Source organism: Xanthobacter sp. (assembly GCF_041911315.1).
Taxonomy (GTDB): Bacteria; Pseudomonadota; Alphaproteobacteria; order Rhizobiales; family Xanthobacteraceae; genus Xanthobacter; species Xanthobacter aminoxidans.
Genome location: NZ_JAYRPE010000001.1, coordinates 18,543 through 44,726 on the forward strand (window position 1 = coordinate 18,543; position 26,184 = coordinate 44,726).

The 26,184-nt window shown below is 69.0% G+C and carries 25 protein-coding genes; 12 read left to right on the forward strand and 13 right to left on the reverse strand.

The features are described from left to right. The first annotated feature begins 21 nt into the window (after positions 1-21). Entirely contained in the window at positions 22-903 is an 882-nt protein-coding gene (locus tag ACE3QW_RS00095) for a hypothetical protein (RefSeq protein ID WP_374249936.1), read from the forward strand. A 209-nt stretch (positions 904-1,112) separates the two neighbouring features. Here ACE3QW_RS00095 and ACE3QW_RS00100 read toward each other — a convergent pair whose 3' ends face one another. After that, entirely contained in the window at positions 1,113-3,425 is a 2,313-nt protein-coding gene (locus ACE3QW_RS00100; RefSeq protein WP_374249937.1) for a PAS domain-containing sensor histidine kinase, read from the reverse strand. A 404-nt stretch (positions 3,426-3,829) separates the two neighbouring features. On the opposite strand from ACE3QW_RS00100, the gene aroB reads away from it, so the two are divergent. After that, positions 3,830-5,620: a 3-dehydroquinate synthase gene (aroB, locus tag ACE3QW_RS00105; protein WP_374249938.1), complete on the forward strand. Its 1,791-nt coding sequence runs from the start codon at positions 3,830-3,832 to the stop codon at positions 5,618-5,620. Positions 5,621-5,801: 181 nt separating this feature from the next. On the opposite strand, the gene ACE3QW_RS00110 is transcribed toward aroB, so the two are convergent. The 3 genes from ACE3QW_RS00110 to ACE3QW_RS00120 all read right to left on the reverse strand — a co-directional run bounded on the left by ACE3QW_RS00110 (position 5,802) and on the right by ACE3QW_RS00120 (position 7,988). Beyond that, positions 5,802-7,025 (reverse strand): NAD(P)/FAD-dependent oxidoreductase, encoded by a 1,224-nt coding sequence (locus ACE3QW_RS00110; protein WP_374249939.1) that lies wholly within the window; start codon positions 7,023-7,025, stop codon positions 5,802-5,804. A 56-nt stretch (positions 7,026-7,081) separates the two neighbouring features. Next, positions 7,082-7,420, reverse strand: coding sequence for a Rieske 2Fe-2S domain-containing protein (locus ACE3QW_RS00115; protein ID WP_374249940.1), 339 nt, complete (start codon positions 7,418-7,420; stop codon positions 7,082-7,084). 94 nt (positions 7,421-7,514) lie between these two features. Then, positions 7,515-7,988, reverse strand: a complete 474-nt coding sequence (locus ACE3QW_RS00120) for a thioredoxin family protein (protein WP_374249941.1) — start codon at positions 7,986-7,988, stop codon at positions 7,515-7,517. 184 nt (positions 7,989-8,172) lie between these two features. On the opposite strand from ACE3QW_RS00120, the gene ACE3QW_RS00125 reads away from it, so the two are divergent. Next, the gene (locus ACE3QW_RS00125; protein ID WP_374249942.1) at positions 8,173-8,472 is read left to right on the forward strand and encodes a putative quinol monooxygenase; all 300 of its coding nucleotides are present in this window, start codon (positions 8,173-8,175) and stop codon (positions 8,470-8,472) included. A 77-nt stretch (positions 8,473-8,549) separates the two neighbouring features. Here ACE3QW_RS00125 and ACE3QW_RS00130 read toward each other — a convergent pair whose 3' ends face one another. Both ACE3QW_RS00130 and ACE3QW_RS00135 read right to left on the reverse strand, forming a co-directional pair. Further along, entirely contained in the window at positions 8,550-9,455 is a 906-nt protein-coding gene (locus ACE3QW_RS00130; protein ID WP_374249943.1) for an AEC family transporter, read from the reverse strand. A 117-nt stretch (positions 9,456-9,572) separates the two neighbouring features. Beyond that, positions 9,573-10,751: an amidase gene (locus tag ACE3QW_RS00135; RefSeq protein ID WP_374249944.1), complete on the reverse strand. Its 1,179-nt coding sequence runs from the start codon at positions 10,749-10,751 to the stop codon at positions 9,573-9,575. Positions 10,752-10,933: 182 nt separating this feature from the next. Between ACE3QW_RS00135 and ACE3QW_RS00140 the strand changes: the two genes are divergently transcribed. Then, the gene (locus tag ACE3QW_RS00140; protein ID WP_024278203.1) at positions 10,934-11,827 is read left to right on the forward strand and encodes a LysR family transcriptional regulator; all 894 of its coding nucleotides are present in this window, start codon (positions 10,934-10,936) and stop codon (positions 11,825-11,827) included. A gap of 21 nt (positions 11,828-11,848) precedes the next feature. Here the strand turns inward: ACE3QW_RS00140 and ACE3QW_RS00145 are convergent, their stop codons facing one another. The 7 genes from ACE3QW_RS00145 to ACE3QW_RS00175 all read right to left on the reverse strand — a co-directional run bounded on the left by ACE3QW_RS00145 (position 11,849) and on the right by ACE3QW_RS00175 (position 19,082). Beyond that, positions 11,849-12,898 (reverse strand): phenylacetaldoxime dehydratase family protein, encoded by a 1,050-nt coding sequence (locus ACE3QW_RS00145; RefSeq protein WP_374249945.1) that lies wholly within the window; start codon positions 12,896-12,898, stop codon positions 11,849-11,851. Positions 12,899-12,928: 30 nt separating this feature from the next. Beyond that, complete coding sequence (locus tag ACE3QW_RS00150) at positions 12,929-13,660, reverse strand: ABC transporter ATP-binding protein (RefSeq protein WP_029554880.1); 732 nt, start codon at positions 13,658-13,660, stop codon at positions 12,929-12,931. Continuing rightward, positions 13,657-14,433, reverse strand: a complete 777-nt coding sequence (locus ACE3QW_RS00155; RefSeq protein ID WP_374249946.1) for an ABC transporter ATP-binding protein — start codon at positions 14,431-14,433, stop codon at positions 13,657-13,659. The genes ACE3QW_RS00150 and ACE3QW_RS00155 overlap by 4 nt, the downstream gene beginning before the upstream one ends. After that, entirely contained in the window at positions 14,430-15,623 is a 1,194-nt protein-coding gene (locus tag ACE3QW_RS00160) for a branched-chain amino acid ABC transporter permease (protein WP_374249947.1), read from the reverse strand. Before ACE3QW_RS00160 ends, ACE3QW_RS00155 begins: the two co-directional genes overlap by 4 nt. Before the next feature lie 7 nt (positions 15,624-15,630). Then, on the reverse strand, positions 15,631-16,551 hold the full coding sequence (locus ACE3QW_RS00165) for a branched-chain amino acid ABC transporter permease (RefSeq protein WP_374249948.1): 921 nt from the start codon (positions 16,549-16,551) through the stop codon (positions 15,631-15,633). A gap of 202 nt (positions 16,552-16,753) precedes the next feature. Further along, positions 16,754-17,947 carry a branched-chain amino acid ABC transporter substrate-binding protein gene (locus ACE3QW_RS00170; RefSeq protein ID WP_374249949.1) on the reverse strand — a complete coding sequence of 398 codons (1,194 nt, stop codon included), beginning with the start codon at positions 17,945-17,947 and terminating at the stop codon, positions 16,754-16,756. Positions 17,948-18,023: 76 nt separating this feature from the next. After that, the gene (locus ACE3QW_RS00175; RefSeq protein WP_374249950.1) at positions 18,024-19,082 is read right to left on the reverse strand and encodes a carbon-nitrogen hydrolase family protein; all 1,059 of its coding nucleotides are present in this window, start codon (positions 19,080-19,082) and stop codon (positions 18,024-18,026) included. A 451-nt stretch (positions 19,083-19,533) separates the two neighbouring features. Here ACE3QW_RS00175 and ACE3QW_RS00180 point away from each other — a divergent pair, with 451 nt between their 5' ends. The 8 genes from ACE3QW_RS00180 (at position 19,534) to ACE3QW_RS00215 (ending at position 26,180) form a co-directional block, all read left to right on the forward strand. Beyond that, positions 19,534-20,079, forward strand: coding sequence for a sigma-70 family RNA polymerase sigma factor (locus ACE3QW_RS00180; RefSeq protein WP_024278211.1), 546 nt, complete (start codon positions 19,534-19,536; stop codon positions 20,077-20,079). A gap of 9 nt (positions 20,080-20,088) precedes the next feature. Further along, on the forward strand, positions 20,089-20,724 hold the full coding sequence (locus tag ACE3QW_RS00185) for an NrsF family protein (RefSeq protein ID WP_029554873.1): 636 nt from the start codon (positions 20,089-20,091) through the stop codon (positions 20,722-20,724). Between the two features lie 626 nt (positions 20,725-21,350). Further along, positions 21,351-22,190 (forward strand): hypothetical protein, encoded by an 840-nt coding sequence (locus ACE3QW_RS00190; RefSeq protein WP_374249951.1) that lies wholly within the window; start codon positions 21,351-21,353, stop codon positions 22,188-22,190. Positions 22,191-22,278: 88 nt separating this feature from the next. Next, positions 22,279-23,241 carry an amidohydrolase gene (locus ACE3QW_RS00195; RefSeq protein ID WP_374249952.1) on the forward strand — a complete coding sequence of 321 codons (963 nt, stop codon included), beginning with the start codon at positions 22,279-22,281 and terminating at the stop codon, positions 23,239-23,241. A 261-nt stretch (positions 23,242-23,502) separates the two neighbouring features. Further along, entirely contained in the window at positions 23,503-23,910 is a 408-nt protein-coding gene (locus tag ACE3QW_RS00200) for a hypothetical protein (RefSeq protein ID WP_374249953.1), read from the forward strand. A 43-nt stretch (positions 23,911-23,953) separates the two neighbouring features. Next, positions 23,954-24,865 carry a hypothetical protein gene (locus tag ACE3QW_RS00205; protein ID WP_374249954.1) on the forward strand — a complete coding sequence of 304 codons (912 nt, stop codon included), beginning with the start codon at positions 23,954-23,956 and terminating at the stop codon, positions 24,863-24,865. 41 nt (positions 24,866-24,906) lie between these two features. Further along, positions 24,907-25,272: a copper homeostasis periplasmic binding protein CopC gene (gene copC, locus ACE3QW_RS00210; protein ID WP_374249955.1), complete on the forward strand. Its 366-nt coding sequence runs from the start codon at positions 24,907-24,909 to the stop codon at positions 25,270-25,272. Then, complete coding sequence (locus ACE3QW_RS00215; RefSeq protein WP_374249956.1) at positions 25,272-26,180, forward strand: CopD family protein; 909 nt, start codon at positions 25,272-25,274, stop codon at positions 26,178-26,180. The genes copC and ACE3QW_RS00215 overlap by 1 nt, the downstream gene beginning before the upstream one ends. Positions 26,181-26,184: the final 4 nt, after the last annotated feature.

Here is a 26,184-nt window from a genome sequence, read left to right on the forward strand (position 1 = left end):
CGCCACGGGACGGGGGCTAGCGTGGCGCGGCTGCTTGGGGGGATCGTCATGCTGGAGGGGCTTCGTCCGGTCACCTGTCGCCTCACGCCGGATGCGCGCCGGCAGATGACGGCGCTGGTCGCGACGTGTTCGCAGGCCGAGGACGGCGGTCCGGGGCTGCTGATCGTCTCTGTCGGTTCCGTTTCGCGCGACGGCGATGGGGAGGCGGAGGTGCTCCATGTCGTCGTCGAACCGGCCTCGCGGAGCGCGGACTTGCGGGCTTTGGCCCAGACAGTGGAGGACCTCCTCATCCTCTTCATCACCGACGATGGGGACCACGCGGCGCTCGATGGCCGCATCATCGACCATGCCGAGGGCGACGGCTTCTTCCTGCGCGATCCCGTGAGCGGGGCGGACAACCGCTTCCGCGCCCTCGGCGGCTCGGATTGGCCGCGCTGGGTCGCACGCGGGGCGCGGCTGGGGGCGCTCGGCCCCGAGATCCGCTGGCCCGGCATGGTGCCGCTTCAGGCGATGTGGGACGAGGGATACGACGCGCTGCTGATCGGCGACCGGGCAACGGGCGCGCCTGCGGTGACGCTCTCGGACGCGGCAGTGGCCGCTCTCTCCGCCTGCCGCGATGTGGTCGCTGATACCCCGCTCTCCGGGGATGTGCGGCTTGATCCCGGCGCCACCTTCTGGCTGGACGGCAGCCCGTGTCGCGAGGTGGCGGCGGTGTTCCTGCGGCCGGGCGATCCCACGCCCGCTGGGCCGTCTCTGGAGGCGGGCGGTCTGTCGCTGGTGCTGTCGGACGTGCCGCCGGGGCGCTGGGCCGATGGCGTGATCGATTATGCGGCGGGCGTCGGCTTCTGCCTCAGGATCACAGCCGGGCCGTTCGGGCTGGCGGCGGGGAATGACAACGGGTGACGCGGCCATGACGCTTGGGGGGCGTCATCCCCCGGCTTGTCCGGGGGATCCACTCCTCCGTTCGTCCGCCTATCGCAAAATCCGGGAACCCCCCTCTGGCCCCGAAGTGGATCGCCCGCACGAGGCGGGCGATGACGGCTGAGGGTAGGTGGGACGGTGGCCGATGGGAGGGGCTTGTCAGAGGGAGGGACGTGGACGCCCCCGCTCCCTCACATCACCGCAGCCAGCCTCGGCGTCTCGTTGGAGTTCGCCGCGCGGCCGTCCACCGGCAGGCGGACGAAGACGGTGGTGCCGGAGCCTTCGATGGAGCGGATGCGCATGGCGCCGCCGTGCAGTTCCACCAGCGACTTGGCGATGGCGAGCCCCAGCCCGGACCCCTTGTGGGTCTTGGTGAACTGGCTCTCCACCTGCTCGAACGGCCGGCCGATGCGGGCGAGCGCGCCCTTGGCGATGCCGATGCCGGTGTCCTCGATGGCGATCACCGCCGCCGCCCCGTTCACCCGCGCCTTCACCGCGATGCGCCCGCCCTCGGGGGTGAACTTCACGGCGTTGGAGAGGAGGTTGAGCAGGATCTGCTTCAGCGCGCGGCGGTCGCCCTTGATGACGAGGTTGTCGGCGGCCTCCATGGTCATGGCCACACCCTTCTCGTCGCCGTTCACCGCCGTGACGCGCATGGCGTCCGCGATGATCTCGCCGAGGGCCACGTTCTCCACCTCGAGCTGCATGCGGCCCGCCTCGATCTTCGACATGTCGAGGATGTCGTTGATGACGTCGAGGAGGTAAGTGCCAGAGCCCTTGATGTCGGAGCAGTATTCCGCGTACTTCGCCGAGCCGAGCGGGCCGAACATGCCGCTCTCCATGATCTCCGAGAAGCCGATGATGGCGTTGAGCGGCGTGCGAAGCTCGTGGGACATGTTGGCGAGGAATTCGCTCTTGGCGCGGTTGGCGTCTTCGGCCTTGTTGCGCTCTTCCGAATACTTCTCGGCGAGTTCCGCGAGCTGCTGGGCCTGATGCTCCAGCGTCTGCTGGGATTTGCGCAGGTCGGCGACCAGCGCCATCAGGCGCTTCTCATTGTCCATGAGGCGCTCTTCGTGGCGCTTCATGGTGGTGATGTCCGTACCCACGGAGACGTAGCCGCCATCCTTGGTGCGGCGCTCGGCGATCTTCAGCCAGCGGCCGTTGGAGAGTTGCGCCTCGAACGCGCGGGAGCCTTCCTCCGGCTTGTCTTCCGGCTTCAGCGGGGTGCGCGTCACCGGGTGGCGGCCGACCGAGGCGATGGTGTCGAAGGGCGTGCCGGCGACGATGGTCTCGTCGGGCAGCTCATGCAGCGACTGGAACTTGGAATTGCACAGCACGAGGCGGTTCTGGCTGTCCCACAGCACGAACGCCTCGGAAATGCTCTCGATGGCGTCGCGCAGGCGCATGTCGGCGGTGACGGTGCGTTCCGCCATGCGCTGCGCCTCGGTGACATCCATGGCGATGCCGATGAGGTGGGGGCCGTCCTCGCCCGCCTGCTGCACCACTTCGGCACGCATGCGCAGCCACACGAAGTCGCCCTTGGCCGTGCGCATGCGGAACACCCGATCCACCGGGGTGCCGGGCCGCTCGGCGAGTTCCTGCGCCAGCTCGTAGAGGTCGCCGTCGTCGGGATGCACGAGGCGGGAGATCTCGCCGAAGGAGACGAGTTCGTCCCGGTGCTCCAGCCCGAGGATCTCGAACATGGTGTCGGACCAGTACATGCGCCCGCGGGCCATGTCCCAGTCCCACATGCCGCAGCGGCCGCGGTTGAGGGCGGTGTCGATGCGGCGGCGTACGGTCTCGTAGATCACGTCCGCCTCACGCGCCCGGCTCGCCTGCCAGTGGAAGGAGAAGCCGAGGATGAGCAGCACCGCGCCGGTGGTGGTGAACAGCGTCACCGTGAGCGTGGTGGTGTCCGACCACGCGGCGAGCGCCTTCTCGGTGGGCTGGAGATAGACGATCTGGCCCAGCGGCGCCTGGAGATTGCGCACGGTGGCGAGCGCGGTCCCGGTGCCGTAGGGCACTTCGAGCACGCCCGCCCGCTCGGCGAAGATGACGAGGGGCTGGGAGGGATCGAGAATGTCGGAGAGATTGGCCGGAGCCTCGCCTGTCGGGGCGGCGGCGATGACGTGGCCCTGCCCGTCGGTGACGAACACCCGCCGTCCGGCCTCGGTGGCGCGGGGGGGCAGGCTCTCTGCGAGGGCGCCGGGCACCTTGGCGAGCGCATTGCCCGCGCGCAGCGTCAGCGCATCGGCGGTGGCGAGGGCGAGGAGGGCGATGTCGTCCTTGGCGTTGTTCAGCTCGGCGACGCGGTGGGCGTGCACCTGCACGACCGCGCCGACGCCGATGACGCCGAGGAAGGTGATAATGAGGGCCGGGACGATCCGGCGCAGGACCGGCTCCGCATCCAGCAGGCGCTGGTAGGCAGGGCGCGCGATCGACCTTGCCAGGCCTCGCATGGCTTGGTCGCGCGCGCCTACGCTCGCAGCGTTGGCGCGTGCCATCGCCGGTCTCCTCCGGGTCTCCGGGGGCACCGGACGGCCTAAGTCCCACGCCCCCACGTCCTCGATCTGGAGGGACGTGCCGCATCTCTCCGAATCAAGGCCATTGGAATCGAATCGGGGGGCTGTTGTCTAGAGTCCGCGTGAGTCAAGAGGCACAAAACTACGGCCACGCCTCGGTTTGTGAAGGGGCAAAGCCTTGCGGCGGTAGGCCGGGAGGGTGATTGGGGCGTTGCCCGTGGCAGGGCTGTCGGCTGGGGATGGAGGGGGCCTGCGGACGCCGGGGCTGGGGACAGCCCTGATTGCCCGCTCGCGCGGCGGATGCTAGAGCCGCAGGCTCGGCAAGGGTGGAAATCCTTGAGGCCCGATCCCCCATCCGTCCTGAGCGCGCTGAACGAGGCCCACCGGTGCAGACGCAGAAGTTCCCCGAGCCCCGCACCGGCGAGACCGAGACGACGGGGCCGATCTCCTCCCCCGAGATGCTGAAGCGGCTGGGGCGACGCTCCATCGTGTTGGTGGGGATGCCGGGCGCCGGCAAGTCCTCCGTGGGGCGGCGCCTTGCGAAACGGCTGGGGCTCACCTTCGTCGATGCCGACGAGGAGATCGAGCGCGCCGCCTGCATGAGCATTCCGGAAATCTTCGCCCGCCACGGCGAGGCCGAGTTCCGCGAGGGCGAGAAGCGCGTGGTCGCGCGCCTGCTGCAGTCCGGCCCCTGCGTGCTCGCCACCGGCGGCGGCGCCTTCATGAATGCGGACACCCGCGCGGCGGTGGGACGTCATGGCGTCTCCGTCTGGCTGCGGGCCGATCTCAACACCCTGCTGCGACGCGTGAAGAAGCGCACCGACCGCCCCCTCCTCGCCCAGGGCGACCCGGCGCAGAAGCTCGCCGCGCTCCACGCCCAGCGGGCCGACACCTATGCCCTCGCCGACGTGACCGTGGACAGCCGCGACGTGGTCCACGAACTGGTGGTGGAAGAGGTGATCGGCGCCGTCCACGCCCATCTCGTCGCGCATCCCGAAAGCATTGCCATGGCGCCCCTCTCCTCCGCCACCGCCATCTCCGCCGAGGCGGAAGGCCTCCCCATGGGCGAGATCACCCGCAGCACCGTGCGCGTGGACGTGGCCGGCAAGCCCTATGACATCTATATCGGCCCTGGCCTGCTGGCCGAGGCCGGCACCCATGTGACGGCCCTGCGCAAGGGCGCGGGCGTCGCCATCGTCACCGACGAGAACGTGGTGGCCGCCGGCCATCTCGCAACCGTTGCCGCCTCGCTGGACGCTGCCGGCATCCCCCACACCGCCATCGTCGTGCCGCCCGGCGAGAAGACCAAGGGCTGGCCGGGGCTGGAGCAGGTGGTGGAGGGGCTGATCGCCGCCCGCATCGAGCGCCGCGACCTCGTGCTCGCGCTGGGCGGTGGCGTTGTGGGCGACCTCGCGGGCTTTGCAGCCTCGGTGCTGCGCCGGGGCGTGGACGTGGTGCAGGCGCCGACGACGCTGCTCTCCCAGGTCGACTCCTCCGTTGGCGGCAAGACCGGCATCAACTCGCCCCAGGGCAAGAACCTCATCGGCGCCTTCCACCAGCCCGTGCTGGTGCTGGCCGACACCGCCGCGCTGAACACCCTGCCGGTGCGCGAGGTGAAGGCCGGCTATGCCGAGGTGGTGAAATACGGCCTGCTCGGCGACTACGCGCTGTTCGAGACCCTTGAGCGCGATTGGCCGGGCGTGATCGGCGGCGGGCAGGAGCGGATCACCGCCGTGGCCGCAAGCTGCATGGCCAAGGCCGCCATCGTCGCCCGCGACGAGAAGGAGACCGGCGACCGCGCGCTGCTCAACCTCGGCCACACCTTCGGTCACGCGCTGGAGGCCGGCGCCGGCTATTCCCAGCGCTTGCTCCATGGCGAGGGCGTCGCCATCGGCATGGCGCTCGCCTTCGCCTTCTCGGCGAAACTCGGTCTGTGCTCCGGGCAGGACGTGACGCGGGTGGTGCGGCATCTGGAGGCCGTGGGCCTGCCGACCAAGATTTCCGACGTGCCCGGCGAACTGCCCGACACGGACGGGCTGATGACCCTCATCGCCCAGGACAAGAAGGTGAGCCGTGGCGCGCTGACCTTCATCCTCGTGCGCGGCATCGGCGAAGCCTTCATCGCCAAGGACGTGAACCCCGAAGAGGTCCGCGCCTTCCTCGCCGAGATGCGGTGAGCCGTTCCCCGGACAAGCGACGGCGACAGCCGGAGCGCCGATCCGGGGTCCAGCGCAGAAATTCCGCGCAGCGGTCAATGCCGGGGAGCGCCGGAGTTCGGAAGCGCCTTCGGCGGCTCCTTGCGCTGGGCCCCGGATCGCATTCCGCTGTCGCTCCATGCGTCCGGGGCGCGAGGGCGGTTCACTTCGTCGCCGGTGGCGCCTGCAAGACCGGTGCGGCGGCGGCGAACATCGCCTCCTTCGTCGGCGGCACAGGTGGGTAGATGCGGCTGCAATTGATGGTCTGCTTCACCGTCTTGGCGGCGGCACCCGACGCGACCAGCGTTCCGCGATCCCAGCCGGAGGTGTAGACGGCGCCCTCGGGGCCGAGGTCCATCACCGTCACATAATCCGGTGCGGAGAAGGCGACGCGGTCTTGCGGCCGGCCGGCGAGGTCGCATACCGCATTGTGGCCGGCGAGGCGGCCCATGGGGCGGGCGTGCTGGCAGGACATGACGGTGACGTGGCCGAGATCGTCCGCCGCCGCCACCGCGCAATCCCCCGCCGCATAAATATCTGTGACGCCCTCCACCTTCAGAAAGGCATCAACCGCCACCCGCCCCAGCCGGTCGAGCGGCACGCCGAGCTGTCCGGCAAGCGGGCTCGCGTGGGTGCCGGTCGTGAAGATGACCGTGCGGGCGGGGATGAAAGTGCCGTCCGCGAGCCGCACGCCGTCCGCCTCCACGGCCGCGATGCCCGCATGGTCGCGCGCCTCCACGCCGGATGCCGCGAGCGCGGTGCGGACGGTGGCCGCGCCCGCACCCATGGCCGCGCCGATTTCGTGGCGATCCACGAGAACGACGCGCACCGGCGCGTCGTCCCCCAATACGCTGCGCAGTCGGCCCGGCAGCTCGCAGGCGATCTCCACCCCCGCCAGTCCGCCGCCGATGACCACGGCGGTTCCTGCCGCCGCATCGCGCGGGCCGGCGGCGAGGCTGGCAAGGTGCGCCGCGAGGCGCTCGGCACCGGCGTAGCTGTCCACGTCGAAAATGGGCTGCGCGCGGGGAATGTCCGGCATCCTCAGCGCGCTGCCGGCGGCGAGGATCAGCCGGTCATAGGCGAGCGGCCCGGCCCCGGTGGCGAGGCGCCGCGCGGCGGGATCGATGGCGGTCACGGCCGCCTCGATGCGCCTCACGCCGATGGGGGCGAGCAGATCGTCCAGCGGCAGGCGGATGGCGGCGAGGTCGTCCTCGTAGCAGCGCACGCGGATGGTGTGGAACGCCTCCGGCGCCACGAGGGCGATCTCCAGCGTGCCGGGATCGATGCCGAACAGCTCCCGCGCCCGCGCTGCCGCAGCGGCGGCCCACAGGCCGGCGAAGCCGCCTCCGATCACGACGATGCGCTGTGTTCCCGCGTTCTGTGTCATTGCCGGAGCCTCCCGGCCCCAGCATAGGACAGGCGCGAAGAGCCGGCGACCGGCGATCAGGCCGGCGTCCGGGCGGGCTTCACCGGGCCGACATCCACCTGGATCTCGTCGCCCTCGATCTTGATCTCATAGGGATGCAGCGCATTGCGCACGAGGTGGGTGGAGCATTTGCCGGTGGCGCAGTCGAAGCCCCACATGTGGTGGGTGCACATGAGGGTCTTGCCGTCGAAGGTGGCTTCCGTCAGCGGCATGTCGGCATGCGGGCAGCGGCCGCGATAGGCCTTGATCTCCCCGCCCGCCGGCCACACCAGCAGCACGCTCTTCTTGCCGACCTGGAAAAGGCCCATCGCGCCCTCGGCGAGGGCATCCTTGTTGCAGATGACAGTGAAGGCCATGGCACGTGCATCCTGTCCGGTGAAGCTTCGGCAGGGCGCATCGCAAGATCAGGGCCAGCCCGGACCCCTTCCAATTGTCGGAAATCCGACGCCCCTATTTTGCCTCCCCGGCACGGGAGAGGGCGTCATAGAGCCAGCGCCTGAGGTCGCCCGCGAACAGGGCGCCGGCCACCCGCGCCACCTCGTTGCGGTTGGCGATGAAGCTCAGGGTGGGGATGGAGCTGATGCGGAAATAGTCGGCCAGCTCCCGCTCCTTGTCCGTGTCCACCTTGGCGAAGCGCACATGGGGCTCGAACTCGGCGGCCAGCGCCTCGAACACCGGCGCCATGGTCTTGCAGGGGCCGCACCAGTCCGCCCCGAAGTCGATGACGAGGGGCAGGTCGCTTTCGGATGTGTGGGCGGTGAAGCTCTCGGCGGTGAGCGTCATGGGCTTTCCGGTGAAGAGCGGCCCGCCGCAGGCCGGGCACGAAAGCGCGCGGGGGTCCGTGCCGGCCGGCACGGTCGTCACCGTGTGGCAGGCGGGGCAGGCTATGGTCCGCAGGCGGGTGGCGGTGTCGGCTTCGGTCATCACGGCTCCTCGGGGCGCGGGCGTGTGGGAATGGCCGAGCAAGAACGGGGCCGGGGGAGGGGTGCGTCCCGCCGCCTATGCGCTATGGTGGCGCCGGCCGCGCCGGGCGGCCGAGATCGAGACCGCGTTTCCTGTCCGCGAACCGGTACCCCCTTCGCGGGGAAACGCTTTAGGGAATTGAGACATGAGCGCAGCGCCCCTCACCGTCATCGCCATCATCACCGCGAAGGAGGGGCAGGAGGCGGCCCTGCGCGCGCTTCAGGAAAAGCTGGTGGTGGAGACGCACAAGGAAGATGGCTGCCTGCGCTACGAGCTGAACCAGTCGCTGGACGACGGGCGCATCCTGATCTTCGTCGAGACCTGGGAGACGGAGGCCAAGTGGCGCGCCCATATCGACGGCGCGGCGCTGGCGAACTTCGCCGCGGCCGGCGGGGGGGACCTGATCGCCGACAAGGTGATCCACCGGATGGCGCAAGTCGCCTGAGAAAGTGGCCTGACGAATAAGCGCCTGCCGGCTGAAATCTCTGGACTTTCAAGGATTTGCGGCCGGTGCTCCGCCGCTCATGGGTGGATGACGAGGCCCCACCACATCCACGCCGTGAGCATGGACAACGGCACGCCGATGCCGATGACCAGCGCCACGAGGTCCGGCTCCAGATCGTGATCCAGCGCGATGATGCTGGCGCCCAGCATGGGCGGCATGGCCATTTCCAGCATCGCCACCTGCGCGATCGGATCGCCGGTCCGCCCGAGCGCCGCATACATCAGGAAGATGGCCAGCGGCGCCAGCAGCAGCCGATAGCCGAGCCCCACCGCCAGCGCCCCGACCCGGCCGGAAAAGCGATCCAGCCGAAGGGCAAAGCCCACGGCCGCGAGGGCGATGGGGGTGAGCGTCTGGGCCAGCGCCTCGACCAGATGGTCGAGCCACTCCGGGCGCGGCAGATCGTTGGTGGCGAAGGCGATGAGGATGGCCCAGAAGGGCGGGAAGGTGGCGATCCGCTTCGCCACCGCCCGCCAGTCGAAATGCCCCGCGCTCGCCACGGCGGCGATGGCGAGGCCCAGCGTGGACAACGCGAGGTAGGAGCCGAACAGGTCGATGACGATGCCGAGCCCCAGCCACTGGCTGCCGGCGAAGGCCGCGATCATGGGCAGTCCGACGAAGGAGGTGTTGCCCCAGCCGCCCACCAGCAGCAATGCGCCGGCCCGCCGGTGCGACCAGCCGAGGGCGCGGCACAGGGGCATGATGACGAGGATGGCGAGGAGGGCGCCCATCCAGGGGGTGGCCGCGGCCAGCCACCAGCTGTCATCCATCTTCAGGTGATGGACGCTCCGCAGGGCGGTGGCCGGCAGCGCGACATTGATGACCCAGCCGCCGAAGGCCTTCGTGGCGGTGTCGGGCAGCCTCCCGGACCAGCGCAGCAGGACGCCGATCAGGAGGCAGGTGACGATCAAGGAAATCTCGTGCATCCCGATGCCCCTCCCCCCGGGGCGGCGCCGCCAATCCCCGGGACAATGGCTTGGGCTTCACCGCAAGGGAATAGGCGGGGCAGTGCTATCCGCAGACGGACGCTCTGCCCCAGCCGATCATCGAGCGCGAGCGACGGCGACAGCCAAGGCGAGCAGCATCTCGTCCTTGCCGCGCGGCGCCATGGCGGAGAGCCCGAGCGGGCAGCCCTCCAGCGTCGCCAGCGGCAGGGAGATCTGCGGCGTTCCGGCATGGCCGGAGAGGCACAGAAGCTCGATGGCGCGGGCGCGGAACGCCTCCAGATCGGCCAAGGGCGTGCCGCGCAGGGGCGCGATGCCGGGCGCCGTGGGCAGAAGGAGGATGCCGTCCTCTCCCAGCAGCGCATCGATCCGCGCCCGCACCTGCGCCCGCAAGGCGCGCGCCTCGGCCACTTCGGCGGGATCGAGGGTGGCGGCGGCGGCGAAGCGCTCCTTCACGCCCGGGCCGAAGTCCGGCTGCGCGGCGCGCACCCAGTCGGCATGCGCTGCCCAGGCATCGGCCGATTGCAGGATGCGGAAGACATTGCGCCAGTGGGGCAGGGCGCCGTGGGCCACGTCCACGGCCTCCGCCGGACCATAAAGCGCGGTCATGCGTGCGAGGGCCGGCGCCAGCGCGGCCGTCACCTTCGGCCCGGCTGCCTCGAACAGGTCGCGGGCCAGCAGCAGCCGCGGCGCGGGGGGCACCACGGGGTCGCCCAACAGCACGGCGCCGACCTTCTCGAAGGTCTGCGCATCGCGCGCGAACCAGCCCACCGTGTCGTAGGAGGGCGCCAGCGGCACGGCGCCGGCGATGGGGATGCGCCCGTGGGTCGGCCGCAACCCGAACAGGCCGCAATAGCTCGCCGGCAGCCGCACCGAGCCGCCGGTGTCGGAGCCGATGGCGAAGTCCACCAGCCCGCCGGCCGTCGCCGCCGCGGAGCCGGAGGAGGAGCCGCCGGGAATGCGCTCCGGCGCGGCGGGGTTGATGGGCGTGCCGTAATGGTGGTTCTCGCCGTTGAGGCTCCAGGCCATCTCGTCCGTATGGGTCTTGCCCACGAGGCGCGCGCCGGCACCCAGCAGCATGTCCACGACAGGGGCGCTCGTGTCCGGCACCCCATGGCTCGCCAGCCACGCCGGGCTCCCGGCCGCGGTGGGCACGCCGGCCACATGGAACAGGTCCTTCAGCGCGAAGGTGAGGCCTTCGAGCGGCCCCGTGCTTGTGGGGGCAAGCTCGAAATGGCCATGGGAGACGAAGGCGTCGAGCGTGTCATTCACCGGCATGAGCGATCCGTGGGGCGGCGGGTGGCGAGAGGGCAGGGTGAGGCGACAAGGCTTATCCGATCCGCGCGCCCGTGTCTCCGCGTGCTCCAGTGTCTTCGCGTGCCGTGTCCTGCAACCGGGGCGGGGTTGGGCGGGGCGCCCGCTGCTGCTATCACCGGGCGGGCGCCCGAGGATCTTCAGCCATGTTCAACTGGAACGACCTGATCTTCTTCCTCGAACTGGCGCGGCAGGGCCGGCTGATGCCGGCGGCGCGGCGGCTGAAGGTGGACCACACGACGGTTTCCCGCCGCATCAGCGAGCTGGAGAAGGATCTCTCCCTCAAGCTGTTCGATCGCAAGCCCGACGGTTTCGTGCTGACCGAGCCGGGCCATCGCCTGTTCGCGGTGGCCGAGCGCATCGAGCAGGAGGCGGTGGGCGTCGAGGAGACGCTGCAGGCGGCCCCCAGCGCGCCGCGCGGGCATGTGCGCGTCGCCTCCATGGAGGGCATCGGCGCCTTCTATCTCGCCGAGCGCTTCGCCGAGCTGGCGGAGAAGGAGCCGGGGCTGGTGGTGGAGCTGGTCACCGAGCGCCACCTCATCAACCTCACCAAGCGCGAGGCGGATATCTCCATCTCCTTCGTGCCGCCGCAGGGCCAGCGCCTCGCCGTGCGCCGCCTCGGCGCCTTCCGCCTCGCGCTCTATGCGGCGCCGGACTATGTGCGGCGCTTCGGCATGCCGAGGACGCGGGCGGAGCTGCCCGCCCACACCTTCGTGGATTATGTGGAGGATCTGGTCGCCATCCAGCCGGTGCATTGGCTGCTGGATGTGCTGGAGCCGCTGAAGGTGTCGTTCCGCTCCACCTCCATGCACGCCCAGCAGAATGCGGTGGCGCGCGGCGCCGGCATCGGCCTCCTGCCGCTGTTCTCGGCCAAGAGCAATCCGCGCCTCATCCCCATCCTCACCGACGAGGTGGTGGTGATGCGCGACATCTATGTGAGCGTCCACGAGGATCTGGAATTCATGGGCCGCTTCCGCGCCGTGCTCCAGCACCTCGCCGAGGTGGTGCAGCGGGACGCGGCCTATCTGACGGAGTTTTGAGGGGAGGGCGCGTGAGCGCCCCTACACCCGCTCCCCCGGCAAAAAACCCAGCAGCCCCGTGCCCGGCGCGCAGTTCACATACTCGAACTGGTGCGTGTCGCCCTCGGGCAGCACGAACACCTCGTGCCAGGTGCGCAGCTGGTTGGCCTTGCCGTACTTGCGATAGCGGGCCATGGCGGCGGAGAAGATGGCCTCGTGGGTGGGGTGGTGCTCCGCCCAGTTCTCCAGATGGCCGAGGGAGAGGAAATAGCCCAGCGCATGGGTCTCCAGCACCGGCACGCCGGCCGCGTCGCAGGTCTGCTGGAAGCGCAGGGAGGCGCAGCCGGAGGCTTCGCCATTCTCCTTCAGGAAGTCCATGCCCTTGAGCAGCGGTTCGCGCAGCTCGCGCATGTAGTTCTCCGCCTGCTCGGGGTCGCAGCGGCCCCAGAAGGCGGCGGAGCGGATGACCGCGAAATTGTGCGGGATGGTGAGCCGCCAGCGCGCCCCCTTCGTCTCACGCTCCACCGGAACGAGGGCGGCAACGGGGCTTGCCATCGTGTCGGCGGCGGCGAGCGGGATGCGGTCGCGCATGGCGCCGTAATAGCCGCACCACGGGGTGGGATAGAGCGCCACATCCGGTGCGGCGGAGAGGCCGCCGGCATAGTCCTGCCAGTAAATGCTCTCCTGCCGCTCCACCGGCACGGTCATGCTCTCGCGGAAATAGCCGGTAGGCTCGGCGAGGCGGGCGGCGTCCTCCCACCAGCCGGCGACGACCGGGTCAGTGAGGAAGCGGTCGCGCCTCGCCTCGTCCAGCCAGTAGGCGGCAACAATGTGGGTATAGAGCCCGTTCTGGTCCACGAAGGCGGCATGGTCGCTGACGGTCGGGCCGTCCGGCAGGGCCAGCACCTTTTCGATCCAGCCGAAGAAGGGCGAGGCGTGAACCTCCTCCGCGCTCTTGCCCTGCACCCCGTGGAAGGCGACGCAGAGCGCGCGGCAGTTATTGGCAAAGGCGGTGGACCAGCGCTGCACCACTGGCTCGAAGCCCTTCGGCTTGCGCAGGGGATGGACGCGGTCATAGACGGGCATGGCCATGGGGTATCGTCCCGAAGTGTTGTTGATTGTTCAATGAACGCCGAAATAGGCCTTGTGCAGCTCCCCATCGGCGGCGAGCGCCGCGCTGGTGCCTGATGCGACGACGCGGCCCTGCGCCAGCACATAGCCGTCGTCCGCCACATCCAGCGTCTGCCGCACATTCTGCTCCACGAGGAGGATGGTGTAGCCCTCCTCCTTCAGCTGCCGCACGATGCGGAACACCTCCGAGACGAACAAGGGCGACAGGCCGAGGGACGGCTCGTCGAATACGATCAGCTCGGGATCGGTCATCAGCCCGCGGGCGATGGAGAGCATGGAGCGCTCGCCGCCGGAGAGGGTGCCGGCCAGCTGGTTGCGACGTTCCTTCAGCCGCGGGAAGGTCTCGAACATGCGCTCCATGCGCGCGGCGAGCCGGTGGCGGTCCTTCTCGAGCAGGCCGCCGACCTTGAGGTTTTCCAGCACGGTCATGCGCGGCAGCACGCGGTTGCCCTCCGGCACGGTGGCGATGCCCAGCGCGGCGATGCGGTGGGTGGCGAGATTGGTGATGGTATCGCCGCCGAACGCCACCGATCCGCGCCGCACCGGCGTCAGCCCGAGGATGGAGCGGATGAGGGTGGACTTGCCCGCCCCGTTGGCGCCGAGGATGCAGGTGATGCGGCCGGGCTTCGCCTCGATGGAGACGTCGTGCAGCACGTCCGCCCGGTCATAGCCGGTGGTGACGCCGGAGACGGAGAGGCGGCGGGAGGCTTCGGGCCGGCTCATTGCGCGCCTCCGAGATAGGCGGTCTGCACCTCGCGGTCGGCGATGAGGGCATCGAACGGGCCCTCGAAGATCTTCTTGCCGAAGTTGAGCACGATGCAGCGGTCCGAGATGCGGCGGATGACGTCCATCTCATGCTCCACGAGGACGATGGCGAGGTCCGGCATTTCCTCCCGGAAGGCGAGGAGGTCGTCCATCAGCGCCCGCGTCTCCTCATGGGTCATGCCGGCGGAGGGCTCGTCCAGCAAGAGCAGGCGCGGGGCGCCGACCAAAGCCCGGCAGATCTCGATGCGGCGCCGGTCGATCATGGTGAAGCTGCCGGCCGGCTTGAACAGATTGGTCGCGATCTGCGGGTTGAACCGGCGCGTGAGGGCGGTCGCCCGTTCCACCAGCTCGGACAGCTGGCGGCGGAAACGGCCGCGCAGCAGGAGGGCGGAGAGGAGGCTGAGGTCGAGCCGCCCGAGCGCCCCGAGCGCGATGTTGTCGAACACCGTCTGGTCCAGCATCAGCCGCGAGCGCTGGAAGGTGCGGGCGACGCCGGCCCGGCCGATCTCCTGCGCCGAGCGGGCGAACAGGTCCTGCTCGGCGAGCTGCACCGCCCCGGCAGAGGGCTTGTAGAGGCCGGTGAGCACATTGAAGAAGGTGGTCTTGCCCGAGCCGTTCGGTCCGACGAGGCCGATGGTCTCGCCCTTGCCGACACTGATGTCGAGGGCGTCCAGCGCCGTCAGGCCACCGAAGCGCATGGTGAGGCCGGAGCAGGCGAGCAGCGGGCTCATCGGGAACCTCCCTTCACGAGCGCGGAGAAATCGCGCACCGCGCGCGGCATGAGGCCGGAGGGGCGGAAGCGCAGGATGGCGATGACCAGCAGGGCGAAGATGACGAGGCGGAATTCCTGGATCGCCTGCAATTTCTCCGGAATGACGAGGATGACCACCGCCGCCACCACGGCGCCCCAGAGATTGCCGAGCCCGCCCAGCACAAGGATGGACAGCATGATGAGGCTGTCGCCGAAATTGGCGCTGTTGGGATTCACGAAGCCGTTCATCATGCCGTAGAGCGCGCCGGCGACACCGATCATGGCATTGCCGAGCAGGAAGGCCGTGGCCTTCCAGCGGGCGATGGAGAGGCCGAACACGCTGGCCGCCACCTCGTCCGAGCGCACCGCGTCCAGCGCCACGCCCACGAACGAGGTCTCCAGCCGCCGCACCAGGAAGAAGGCGAGGCCGAACAGGGCGCAGGAGGCGAGCGCGTAGGGCAGATAGAAGGAGACGTCGTAGGGCCCGATCTCGGTCATCCGGCTGAAGTCGAGGCCGAACAAAGAGAAGGATTTCACCTTCATGCCCTGCGGGCCGCCCAGCACGTCGTTCACCTCCAGAAAGGCGCGCAGCAAAAGGCCGAAGGCGATGGTGACGAGGGCGGCATAATGGCCGCGCGTGCGCAGCACCGGCAGCAGAAGCACCAGCCCCAGCACCGCCGCCGCAAGTCCGGCGATGAGCAGGACGAGAAGGTGCGGGATACCCGTATTCCCCAAGAGAGCCGCCACATAGGCGCCCACCGCGAAGAAGGCCGCCCCGGCGAAATTGGGCACGCCGGCAAAGGCCATCTGCAAGGTGAGGCCCGCGGCGGCAGTGGCGAACAGGGCGACGGTGGCCATCATCAGCAGCGTGTAATGCTCCTCGCGCAGCGCGGCGGCGATGGCGAGGATGCTGAGGGCGGCGGTGAGGTTCACCGTGCCGGGATGGGCGCGGCAGAGGCCGACGATGCGACGCCCGGCGGGCACCTTCTCCGCCAGCGCGAACACCGCGACGAAGGCGGCCAGCAGCGCGATCACCTGGCCCTGCTGTTCGGCGTGGAGCAGGAAGCCGCCGCCGGCGAACAGGAGGGCCACCGTGGCGGCCACGGCGAGGCGCGCGCGGCCGCCGGTGCGGGTCGTATCAGCGGGAAGGGAGGGGGCAAGGTCCGCCATGCTCATCTCATACCCGCTCGCTGGATTTCTCGGCGATGAGGCCGGTGGGGAAGAGGCCGATCAAAGCGATGATGACGGCGAAGGCCACCACGTCCTTGTAGGCGCTGGTGAAGGGCAGGACGACGGTGACGAGGGTCTGCACGCCCGCGAACAGAAAGCCGCCGATGATCGGCCCGATGAGGCTGCCGAGGCCGCCCACCACCGCGCAGGCAAAGCCGATGATGCCCAGCATGACGCCCATGTTGAAGTTGATCTCCCGGTAGTAGAGCCCGAGCATCAGCCCCGCGAGGCCGGCGAGCATCGATCCCAGCGCGAAGGTGCCAAGCACGGTTCGGTTGAAGCTGACCCCCGCGAGCTGCGCCACCTCCTCGTCCTGCGCCACCGCGCGGATGGAAAGGCCGAGGCGGGTGCGGGTGATGACGAGATGGGTCGCCAGCACCACCGCGAGGCCGGCGATGAGGATGATCACGCTGTCGATCCCCACGCTGAACGACCCCGCCTTCAGCACGCCGTCCGGCAGCAGGGCCGGGAAGGGCTTGGGATTACCGCCGTTGGGCACGCCGAGGCGGATGGCCTCGCGCAGCACGGTGCCGGCCATGAGGGTGGCGAGCAGCACGTTGACGCCCGGCGCGTTCTTCAGCGGCAGCACCAAAAGCCGGCCGATGATGACGCCGGAGAGCGCGCCCGCCCCCAGCGCCGCGATGAGCCCCACCGCCAGCGCCAGCGGGCCGGAGAGGGTGACGAGCGCCGCCATCAGCCCCGCCGCCCCGAAGGCGGAGAAGGCGCCCACCGTCACCACGTCACCGTGGGAGAATTTGATCACGTCCAGCACGCCGAAGAACAGCGAGAAGCCGACCGCGACGATGGCGTAGATGGTGCCGAGCATCAGCCCGTTGAACAGGTATTGGGCGAGAAGTCCGGGATCCATGGCAGGTCTCTCAAGGGGAGCACAGGCCGGCGCGCTGCAAGAAGGGCGCCGGGGGCGAAGGGGAGCTGTCATGCCCCGGCTCGTCCGGGGCATCCACTTGGCCGCGGGGTCGCTGCTCGAAAGCCAGGCGTCGGTCGTAGCGCTGCGGTGGATCCCCCGGACAAGCCGGGGGATGACGGGCGGAGGGGCCAGAGCCGGCCCCTCAGTTGCTCGCTGCCTTGCCCGGCAGCTTCTTGGTGCCCGTCGCATAGGCACTGTCCGGCCAGTAGATCCACTTGCCGTCCTGCGAGACATAGACGTTGGCAGAGACGATGTTCTGCCGGTGGTCGTCGAAATTGATCTCGCCCACCAGCGCCTTGTAGCCCTTGGTGGTGTTGAGGATGTCGCGCACCTTCTTGCGGTCCGGGCCGGCCTTCTCGATGGCGTCCATGATGAGGTTGGCGGCGGAGAAGGCGAACGGGCCGTAGGCGTCCGGGTCCTCGCGATAGCCGGCCTTGGCATAGGCGTCCATGAAGGCCTTGCCGTCGGCATACTTGGTCAGCGGCGCGCCGTTGTGGAACGAGACGGTGCCCTCGGCTGCCGGGCCGGCGCCCTCGATGAAGCCGGCGCTCATGATGCCGGAGACGCCGGCAAGCTGCGCCGGGATGCCGAGCCGGTCCATCTGCGAGCGCACGCGCACGCCGAGGGGGGTGAGGCCGCCGATGAACACCACATCCGGCTTCAGCTCCTTCACCTTGGTGAGTTCGGCGGTGAAGTCCTGCTGGTCCGGCGGCACCGGGAAGGTGGCGAGGATTTCGCCGCCCTGGGGCTTCAGATTTTCGGCGAAATACTTGTTCTGGCCCTTGCCGTAGTCTGTGGTGTCGTGGATGACGACGAAGGTCTTGAAGCCCTGCTTGGTGAGGAACTCCGCGGCCATCTTGCCTTCATTGATCATCGTGCCGTTGACGCGGTGGATCTCCTTGTAGTCGTTGCCGTAGGTTATCTCCGGCAGCACCGCGCCCCACACCACCACCGGCAGGCCGAAGCGGTTGTAGGTGTCCACCGTGGCGATGGCGACCGCCGAGCAATAATGGGTGATGCCGGCGATGATGGACTTGTCGGAGGCCGCCTTGGTGGCCACCTGCACGCCCACGTTCGGCTTGCACTCGTCGTCGAAGGGCACCAGCTCATAGGTGTATTTGGCGTCGGGCTTCGCGTTGTGCAGGTCCACGGCCAGCGACGCGGAATTGCGGCCGCCGAGGCCAGTGGCGGAATTGCCGCCGGTGAGCGGGCCGATGAAGGCGATCTTCACCGTGTCGCGGGCCAGCGCGGGCGCCGTCGCCAGCGACAGTGCGGCGAGCGCCGCGCCCGCGACATTGAGCAGTTTTCGGCGGGCCAGCATTTGATCCGTTGCCATGTGATGATCCTCTGGAAGGGTTTGTTCTGGTGAGGCCGTGCGGCGCCGGTCGTTGCCGGCCCCGGTCGAGGAAAATTCAGGCCGCGCCATCGGCGAAGAGCATGTCCGCCGTGGGGTCGAGCGCCCCGTCGTCGGCGGCGCGGGCGATGGCTGCGCCCTCGGAGAAATAGGCCGGCTCGCGGGCGGAGCGGTCCACCTCCAGGTGGAACACGTCGAAGCGGTTGTAATAGCCCACCACGTCATGGAACTGCTTGGGCTCCACGCAGCGGGCGGTGTCGATCTCGGCGTAGAGGATGCCCTCGTGCTCGCCCAGCACCTCGCCCACCACCTGGGAGGTGGGATCGAGCACCATGGAGATGCCGCGCGGGGAATTGTCCATCACGTCGAGGCTCGCCTTCCCCATGCTGCCCATGGCCTCGCGCATGGCGGCATCGACGAAGCCGGAGGCGACGATGTTGAAGACCTTGGCCTCGAAGGCATGGGCGCCGGCGCGGATCTCGATGGCGCGCTTCAGGTCATAGGCGCCATCCTCCTCCGGGGGACGGGTCGGCCAGATCGGCGGATAGGAGGAGATGTGAACCTGCTCCCCCTGCGCCATCAGGGCATAGCGCGCGAGGGGATTGGTGTTCTCTCCGCAGATCAGCATGCCGACCCGGCCGATCTCTGTGGCGGTGACGCGCAGGCCGCGCGCGTCACCGTTCGCCCACACCAGCTTCTCGTAGAAGGTGGGGACGAGCTTCCGGTGGTGGTTGAGGATCGCGCCATCCGGCCCGATCAGCACGTTGGAATTCCAGATGCAGCCGACGCTGGCGTCCGTCCCCTCGGTGAAGCCGAGGGAGACGTGGACGCCGTGCCGGCGCGCCGCCATGCGGATGGTGCGGATGGCGCCGTCCGAGAGCTTCTGCGCCTCAGCAACCAGCGCGCGGAAGAAGCCGTGATTGTAGATGGGCGCCTGCAGCGCCGCCCACACCGGGAAGCCCGGCAGGAAGGATTCCGGGAACACCACCAGCGCGGCGCCGTTGGCGGCGGCCTCGGCGATGAGGTCGCAGGCCTTCTCGGCGGTCTTGTCCGCATCGAGGAAGACGGACGAGGCGTGGCAGGCGGCGGCCTTGAAGCGGGGATATTGGACGGTCATCGGGCTCTTCTGCCAGTGGGGCGGCGGTGGGTGCGCCGGCTCATGATGGCGTGGTGTCCCGTGTGCGGAAGGGTGCAAATGTGCAGGGGCACTTGCGCATATTCCTATGCGGCAGGTGTGGGCGTGGTTCCCGGGCCGGCGCCGGGGGCGCTTTGCCTCGACAGGGCGCAATTGCCCGGCTGCGCGCCGCCTCTGGATGAGGCGCGGTGCGCAAAGGATGGCCTTCGGGCCGACCATCGCCCTCTTTGCGCACCGCGCCTTGCACGATTTCCGATGGCGCGGCGAAGTTCGGGAGCGGCCAATATCCGCGTGGCGCGGCCAAGCGCCCCGCCTTCGCCCATTGCCTTGCGGGAAGCGGCGAAGAATGATCCTTGCGAAAAATGAGCGCGTCGCCGGTTCGGGCTGTAACGTTCGGGTGGGCGCGTGCGAACTGACCCTCGGGAACGTGTAGATGGACGACCGCGAACTGCGGTGGGCGCAATTGATGCGGAGCGCGCTTGCCGGCGATGGCGCGGCCTATGAGCACTTGCTCCGTGAGCTGGCGCCCGCGCTGCGCATGGTGGTCCAGCGCCGCCTTGTCCGCCTTGGCGCGCCCACGGCGGAGACGGAGGACATTGTGCAGGAGACGCTGCTGGCGGTGCATCTGAAGCGGCACACCTGGCGCACCGAGGACCCCCTCGGGCCCTGGCTTTGGACCATCGCCCGCAACAAGATGGTGGACCATCTGCGTCGGCGGGGGCGGCGGGTGGAGGTGCCGGTGGAGGATTTCGCCGAATTCCTCCCGGCGCCGGAGGAGCGGCCCGACACCGGGGCCATGGAGGTGGAACAGCACCTGGCCCTGCTGCCGCAGAAGCAGCAGGCGGTGCTGCGCTCGGTGGCGGTGGAGGGCGCCTCCGTCGCCGAGACGGCGGAGCGGATGCGCATGACGCCCGGCGCGGTGCGCGTGGCGCTGCATCGCGCCTTTGCGAGCCTTTCGGCCCGCCTGAGGGAGGAGTGAAGGAACGACGTGAAGACCGATGACCTCATACGCGCCCTCGCCGCCGATGCGCGGCCGGTACGCAGCTTCAGGAGCACGCTGGCGCTGGCGCTCGTCGTTGGCGTCGTGGCGGCGGCGTGCGTGTTCGCCCTGCGTCTTTCGCCGCGGCCGCATCTTCTGACGCAACTGGTGGAATGGCGCCTCGCCTTCAAGTTCGCGGTGACGCTCACCCTCGCCGCATCGGCGGTGGTGCTGGCACTGCGCCTGTCGCAGCCCGGCGCGCCGGTGGGACGGGCAGCGCGGGCCCTGCTGGTGCCGGCCCTTCTGCTTGCGGCGGGTGTCGCGTCCGAGCTGGTGACGACGCCCGCGAGCCAGTGGCGGCACGAACTCGTCGGTCGCTATGCCATCTATTGCACGACGCTCATTCCCATGATCGCCGCCCCGGCACTGGGCGCGCTCCTCCTCGCCCTGCGGCGCGGCGCCCCCACCCACCCGACGCTGGCCGGTGCCGCAGCGGGCCTCGCGGCGGGCGGCATCGGCGCCGCCCTCTACGCCCTCCATTGCGTGGACGATTCCCCGCTGTTCGTCCTCGCCTGGTACAGCATCGCGGTGGCGGTGGTGACGGCGGTGGGCGCGCTCGTGGGTAGCCGATTGCTGCGCTGGTAGGGCAGGGGCTCCGGTTCCCGCGCCGCCGTTGCCGCGGGCGGCCGGCGCCGCCGCCCGTCACTGTTGCCCTTTGGTCGCTTGCCGGCTCCGTCTTCCGCCAGCCGTTCCGTCACCGCCTAGACCGCGCCACGGCGCTTAGCTACCCCTAATTGCAACTCTGGTCAGGGAGAGTTGCGGTCATGGCGGCAAAGGCAAAAACCGGCTTCAGCGGGCTCGATAGGAGCAAGACGCTGGCGGAGAACACGGTGAATGCGGGTCCGGTGGTCCTGGATTCGAATGTGACGTTTACGGCGGCATCGCCTGATATTTTCACCCAAGGATACTTTCTTGTCGATGTTACCAATTTTGGTGGAAATGACCATTTCTACCTTAAAGACGGTGGGGGGATAAAGGTCGTTTACGGACAAGATTTTGGATCTGTTTATTATAATGATGTGCTGGTCGGAACAGTCACGTCAGGCGGTCCGTACATATCGGTCACTCTTGAGCCGAACGTAACAGCAGAATCTATGACCGCTATGGCGAGAGTGGTCTCATATTACTACGATGGCGACACACCCTCAGCGTTCGGTCGCGTCGTCACTTATAGAGTTTTAAACTCGTCCGGTGCGGATACCTCAGCCACCATGCAGCTCAAGCTGAAGCCCGAGAACGACGCGCCCGTGTTCTCCGGCCTCGATGCCCAGTCGGTCCATTCCGCCTCGCAGGCGGCAGCGGGCGTCGTCATCGACGCCGACGTCCATGTGGCCAATCCCGATCTGACCGGCTTCAAGGGCGGCAAGCTCGCAGTCCATCTCGCCGGCGCGACTGCGACCGATCAGCTTTATCTGTCGGACGGGCATTTCAGCATCACCGGCAAGAAACTCTATCTCGATGGGAAGCAGGTCGGCACGGTCTCGGCTGACGGACACAACGGGCACGATCTGGCCTTCACCTTCTCCGCCGCCATATCGGATGCGCAAGCGAGCCAACTCGCCGAGCAGGTGTCCTATCGCTCCACCGCCGCCTCCGCCCCGAGCGGCGGGCGGGACGTGACCTTCACCGTCACCGACGCCGAGAAGAGTTCGACGAGCGCGCATGTCTCGCTGGGGTTCGAAGCGGATGCGCCGACCCTCCTCTCCGCCAACGCCATGGTCTCCGATCCCTTCGCGACCCTGAAGGCAGCCGCGTCCGGCGCGCCGGACGATCTCTCCGCCGTGTTCGCCACGCTGGAAGCGCGGGCGGCGGGGCTGCTGGAGGCGGCGTCGCACGCTCATGGGGGGCTGGCCGCGGATCATCTGCCGGACCTCCATCTCCCAGCGGCGGTCGCCGACTATCTCGATGCCATCGGTTCATCCATTCTCGACCATGCGCCGTCGGCGCATCCCGCGCTGGTGCACGAGCTGTCCGACCGGGCGGCGGCGCTGGCGGCGCATGTGCATGACGTGCTTCATCCCGTGCACGGGAGCGCGGATGCGCTGATCTGATCCGCGGCCGGCAGCCGTCGATGCCCTTGCCAGAACGGCGCGGGCCGTGCCCATCTAGGGCGCGGCTGTTCCGGGCGGGAGGCAGGCGATGTCGCAAAGCGAGGGCCGGGTCGGGGCGCGGGACAGAGGCGGCTTTGATCGCCGCAGCCTGCTGAAAGGCGCGGCGGCGCTCGCCGTCGCCGGGGGCATCACTTCGGGCGTGCGGGCCGCGGCCGGCGGGCTCATCGATGCACACAGCCACAGCTGGGGCGGCGACCTCTCCCGCTATCCCATGGTCAACGGCCAGACCGCCCGCGACCGCGATCCGCCGGACTACGACATTGACACCGTGCTGGCGCGGGAGGCGGCCATCGGGGTGTCGCGGGTCGTGCTGGTTCAGCACATCGGCTATTTCGGTTTCGACAGCTCCTATCTGACGGATGCCGCGCGGGCGCACCCCGGCACCTTCGCGGTGGTGGGTGCGGTGGACGACCGGCGGGCCGACGCGCCGGAGGCCATGCAGGCGGCCAAGACGGCGGGCGTGAAGGGGTTCCGCCTGAGGGGCGTCAATACCGCCTCCTGGCTCACCTCTTCGGTGATGGCGACCATCTGGGTGACGGCGGCGGAAGAAAACCTCGTGCTGTGCCCGCTCCTGCGCGACAGCGCGGATATGAGCGACGACGCGCTCGTGCATGTGGCCGAGATGTGTCGGCGCTACCCCGCGACGAATGTCTGCCTCGACCACATGGCCCATGTGAAGCCCGGCGACTCCCGCCAGCTGGACAGGCTTCTCGCGCTTTCCGCCTTTCCGGGCGTGACGGTGAAGGTCTCCGGCCTCAACAAGTTCGACACGCCCCCCTACGACCGGGTGATCCCGCAACTCGTCGCCCTCCTCGCCGCCTTCGGTGCCGGCCGGCTGATGTGGGGCAGCGACATGCCGGTGCTGGAGCGCGAACCGCCCAACACCCTCCAGGCGGCTTTCGATTTCATCGCCCGCCGCGCGCCCCTCGACGATCAACAAAGGGACTTTCTGCTGCGGGGAACGGCCGAGCGGGTGTTCTTCGGCGGATAGGGGCTGCGCGTTCAGGTTGTGTCGGGAGGGGTGGCGTGGTTTTACCCAGCGTCATTTCCGGTTTTTCTCTGTAATTCGACGAAGGCTGCAAGACGAACCGCGCCGTTGGTTGCGTCATCCTCATCTTCGCTGGTATTCTCGCAGCCTTCGGGACACGAACACACGCAGGGCGGGATGCGGGGCGGGGCAGGCAGTGGGGCGCATGACGGCGCGGCCGGATGGGCCGGACGCGCGCGCTTGGCTTTGCGCCTTCCGGTCGTCATGCGCCTTCCCGTTGCGTTGCGTCTGCTTTTTGTCGTCCTGATCCTCGTCAACGGTGTCGCCACCTTCGTTCAGGCCGGCAATGCCGCGGGCCTCAGGTGGAATGCGGTCGAGGTCGAAGGGCTCGTCGCCTCTGGCCTGCTGTGCGAGCACGAGAGCGGGCAGGCGGGCTCTTCCGCCCCCGATCAATCCCCCGCCCATCCCTGCTGCGCGGATTGCATCGCCTGTCCCTGTGCCGACGGGATGCTGGCGCCGCCGCCTGCCCCGGTCGCCCTCGGTGCCGTGGGCAGATTCCACATGGTGCGTGCCGATCTTCCGGCCGCCCAGCTTGCCACCCAATTTCCCTTCAAGCGCGGGCCGCCGCCGCGCGCACCTCCCCACCTCGTGACCGCCGTCAAGGCCGCCTGAACCGGCGCGCTCGCGCGCCTTCGGTTTCTCACGAGGATTTTTCATGACCCGGCTTCACGGTGCCGCCAGCCTTTGCGCGCTGACCGGCCTTCTTCTCGCTGCCCATCCCCCCTCCGCGCACGCCCATGGAATCGCGGGCGACCGCGTGTTCCCGGCGACCCTCACCTTCGACGATCCGGCCGTGGCCGACGAACTCGCTTTGCCTACCGTGCAATATCTGAAGGATAGCGACGGCGTCGGCGGCACCAGCTATTCGTTCGAATATGCCAAGACCATCACCCCGTGGCTCGGCATCTCCGTCGAAAGCGGTTGGCTGCAGAACACCCCCGGCCATTCGGGCTTCGACAACATCGAGACGACGCTGAAATGGATGCTCCTCAACAATGCGGAGCATGAATTCATCTTCTCGGTGGGCCTCAGCATCGAATGGGGTGGCACCGGCAATTCCAAGGTGGTGGACAGCTACACCACGGTCTCGCCCAACCTCTATTTCGGCAAGGGCTTCGGCGACCTGCCGGACAGCCTCGCCTTGCTCCGGCCCTTCGCCATCACCGGCCAGCTGGGCTATGGCCTGCCCACCCAGCTCACTGATCCGCTGACCTTCGAATCCAACCCGCGCGTGCTCACCTGGGGCCTGTCGCTGCAATACAGCCTGCCCTACCTCAATCAGAACGTGCGCGAGATGACCGGCCAGCCGGATTTCATCAAGCAGCTCACCCCCATCATCGAAGCCAGCTTCCAGTCGCCGGTCTCCAACATCGGCGACGGCGCGCGCATCACCACGGGCACCATCAATCCCGGTGTCATCTGGTCCAACGGCGCGGTGCAGGTGGGCCTTGAGGCCCTCATTCCCATCAATGCCCAGAGCGGCAGCCATGTGGGCGTGATCGGCCAGCTGCATTTCTTCCTGGACGACATCTTCCCGAACGGCATCGGAAAGCCTCTCTTTCCCTGAATGTCCGTTCCTTCCCTGATCCCCTTTTCGCGAGATGCATCATGAAGCGCATCGCAACCCTCGTCGCCGCGGCCGCCCTCGGCCTCCTCTCGGCCACCGCCGCTTTCGCCCACGCCCATCTGGAAAAGGCGGTGCCCGGCGTCGGTACCACCGTTTCCGCCGGCCCCAGCGAGGTCCGCCTCGTCTTCAGCGAGGCGGTGGAGCCCCGCTTTTCCTCCATCGTCGTCACCCGCGCGGATGGCTCGGCCGTGGCCTCCGGCGCGGCGGCCGATGCCTCCGATCCCAAGGCGCTGGTGCTGAAGCTGGGGGCGGCGTTGCCGGCCGGCGCCTACAAGGTGCAGTGGAAGATCGTCTCGGTGGACACCCACAAGACCGAGGGCAGCTTCGGCTTCCAGGTCGGCAAATAGTGGACGTCTTCCCCCTCATCCTCGCCGCGCGGTTCGTGCACTTCGCGGCGGGGCTGGTGCTGCTCGGGGCGCCGCTGTTCGTGTTCACCGCCGTTCCGGTGTGGGCCGGGGCAGCGGGCGCCATAGCCGTGCGGGCGGCGGAGCGGATGGTTTTGCTCGCGCTGCCGGCCGCGCTTGTCTCCGCGCTCATGTGGGCGGGGGCTGCGCTGGTGGACATCACTGGTGCGCCGGCGAGCCTCGCCGACCCGCGCCTCGTCTCCGGTTTCCTGCTGGAAACCGGGTTCGGCCGGGCCATGGCGTTCCGCCTTGTCGTGCTGGTTCTGGCCGCGCTCGCCTGCCTCGCCCTGCGCGGACGCAGAAGGCTGGCGGCGGTCGCCGGCGCGGGGGTGGTGCTGATCGCGAGCGAAAGCCTGCTCGGCCATCCCGGTGCCGCCGAGGGGGCGCGGGCGGTGATGCTGGTGGCGGTGCATGCCGTCCATGGCACGGGCGCGGCGGTGTGGATCGGCGGCCTGCTGCCGCTCATCGTGCTGCTGGACGGCTGGGCGAAAGCGCCTGATGAAGCCGGAAAGGCGCCGGGCGCCGTACTGCGGCGGTTCTCCTGCGTCGGCATCGGGGCGGTGCTGATGGTGGGCCTCGGCGGTAGCCTTGCCGCGATCCTGCACATCGAGACGCCAGCCGCGCTGCCGGGGACGATCTACGGCCGCATCGTCGTCCTGAAAGCCTCGGTCTTCGCCGGCCTCGTCTGCCTCGCCTTGCGCAACCGCCACATCGCCCTGCGCCTCGCCCGCTCGGACGCACGGGGCGCGGACCTTGCGCGCATCGCGATGAACAGCCGGCTGGAGGTGGCGCTGGCCCTTGTCGCCGTCTTCCTCGCGGCGCTGCTGGGCATGAGCGATCCGCAGCTTTAGCCGG

Excerpts from the sequence above, each read along its gene's own strand:
- ACE3QW_RS00190 (WP_374249951.1), top strand. The coding sequence starts at position 21,351 with ATGCAGCTCAAGCTGAAGCCCGAGAACGACGCGCCCGTGTTCTCCGGC.
- ACE3QW_RS00200 (WP_374249953.1), top strand. The coding sequence starts at position 23,503 with ATGCGCCTTCCCGTTGCGTTGCGTCTGCTTTTTGTCGTCCTGATCCTC.
- ACE3QW_RS00160 (WP_374249947.1), bottom strand. The coding sequence starts at position 15,623 with ATGGCGGACCTTGCCCCCTCCCTTCCCGCTGATACGACCCGCACCGGC.
- ACE3QW_RS00110 (WP_374249939.1), bottom strand. The coding sequence starts at position 7,025 with ATGACACAGAACGCGGGAACACAGCGCATCGTCGTGATCGGAGGCGGC.
- ACE3QW_RS00165 (WP_374249948.1), bottom strand. The coding sequence starts at position 16,551 with ATGGATCCCGGACTTCTCGCCCAATACCTGTTCAACGGGCTGATGCTC.
- ACE3QW_RS00115 (WP_374249940.1), bottom strand. The coding sequence starts at position 7,420 with ATGGCCTTCACTGTCATCTGCAACAAGGATGCCCTCGCCGAGGGCGCG.
- ACE3QW_RS00175 (WP_374249950.1), bottom strand. The coding sequence starts at position 19,082 with ATGACCGTCCAATATCCCCGCTTCAAGGCCGCCGCCTGCCACGCCTCG.
- ACE3QW_RS00135 (WP_374249944.1), bottom strand. The coding sequence starts at position 10,751 with ATGCCGGTGAATGACACGCTCGACGCCTTCGTCTCCCATGGCCATTTC.
- ACE3QW_RS00170 (WP_374249949.1), bottom strand. The coding sequence starts at position 17,947 with ATGGCAACGGATCAAATGCTGGCCCGCCGAAAACTGCTCAATGTCGCG.
- ACE3QW_RS00205 (WP_374249954.1), top strand. The coding sequence starts at position 23,954 with ATGACCCGGCTTCACGGTGCCGCCAGCCTTTGCGCGCTGACCGGCCTT.
- ACE3QW_RS00100 (WP_374249937.1), bottom strand. The coding sequence starts at position 3,425 with ATGGCACGCGCCAACGCTGCGAGCGTAGGCGCGCGCGACCAAGCCATG.
- ACE3QW_RS00195 (WP_374249952.1), top strand. The coding sequence starts at position 22,279 with ATGTCGCAAAGCGAGGGCCGGGTCGGGGCGCGGGACAGAGGCGGCTTT.
- ACE3QW_RS00125 (WP_374249942.1), top strand. The coding sequence starts at position 8,173 with ATGAGCGCAGCGCCCCTCACCGTCATCGCCATCATCACCGCGAAGGAG.
- ACE3QW_RS00130 (WP_374249943.1), bottom strand. The coding sequence starts at position 9,455 with ATGCACGAGATTTCCTTGATCGTCACCTGCCTCCTGATCGGCGTCCTG.
- ACE3QW_RS00155 (WP_374249946.1), bottom strand. The coding sequence starts at position 14,433 with ATGAGCCCGCTGCTCGCCTGCTCCGGCCTCACCATGCGCTTCGGTGGC.
- ACE3QW_RS00140 (WP_024278203.1), top strand. The coding sequence starts at position 10,934 with ATGTTCAACTGGAACGACCTGATCTTCTTCCTCGAACTGGCGCGGCAG.
- ACE3QW_RS00150 (WP_029554880.1), bottom strand. The coding sequence starts at position 13,660 with ATGAGCCGGCCCGAAGCCTCCCGCCGCCTCTCCGTCTCCGGCGTCACC.
- ACE3QW_RS00180 (WP_024278211.1), top strand. The coding sequence starts at position 19,534 with ATGGACGACCGCGAACTGCGGTGGGCGCAATTGATGCGGAGCGCGCTT.
- copC (WP_374249955.1), top strand. The coding sequence starts at position 24,907 with ATGAAGCGCATCGCAACCCTCGTCGCCGCGGCCGCCCTCGGCCTCCTC.
- ACE3QW_RS00145 (WP_374249945.1), bottom strand. The coding sequence starts at position 12,898 with ATGGCCATGCCCGTCTATGACCGCGTCCATCCCCTGCGCAAGCCGAAG.
- ACE3QW_RS00120 (WP_374249941.1), bottom strand. The coding sequence starts at position 7,988 with ATGACCGAAGCCGACACCGCCACCCGCCTGCGGACCATAGCCTGCCCC.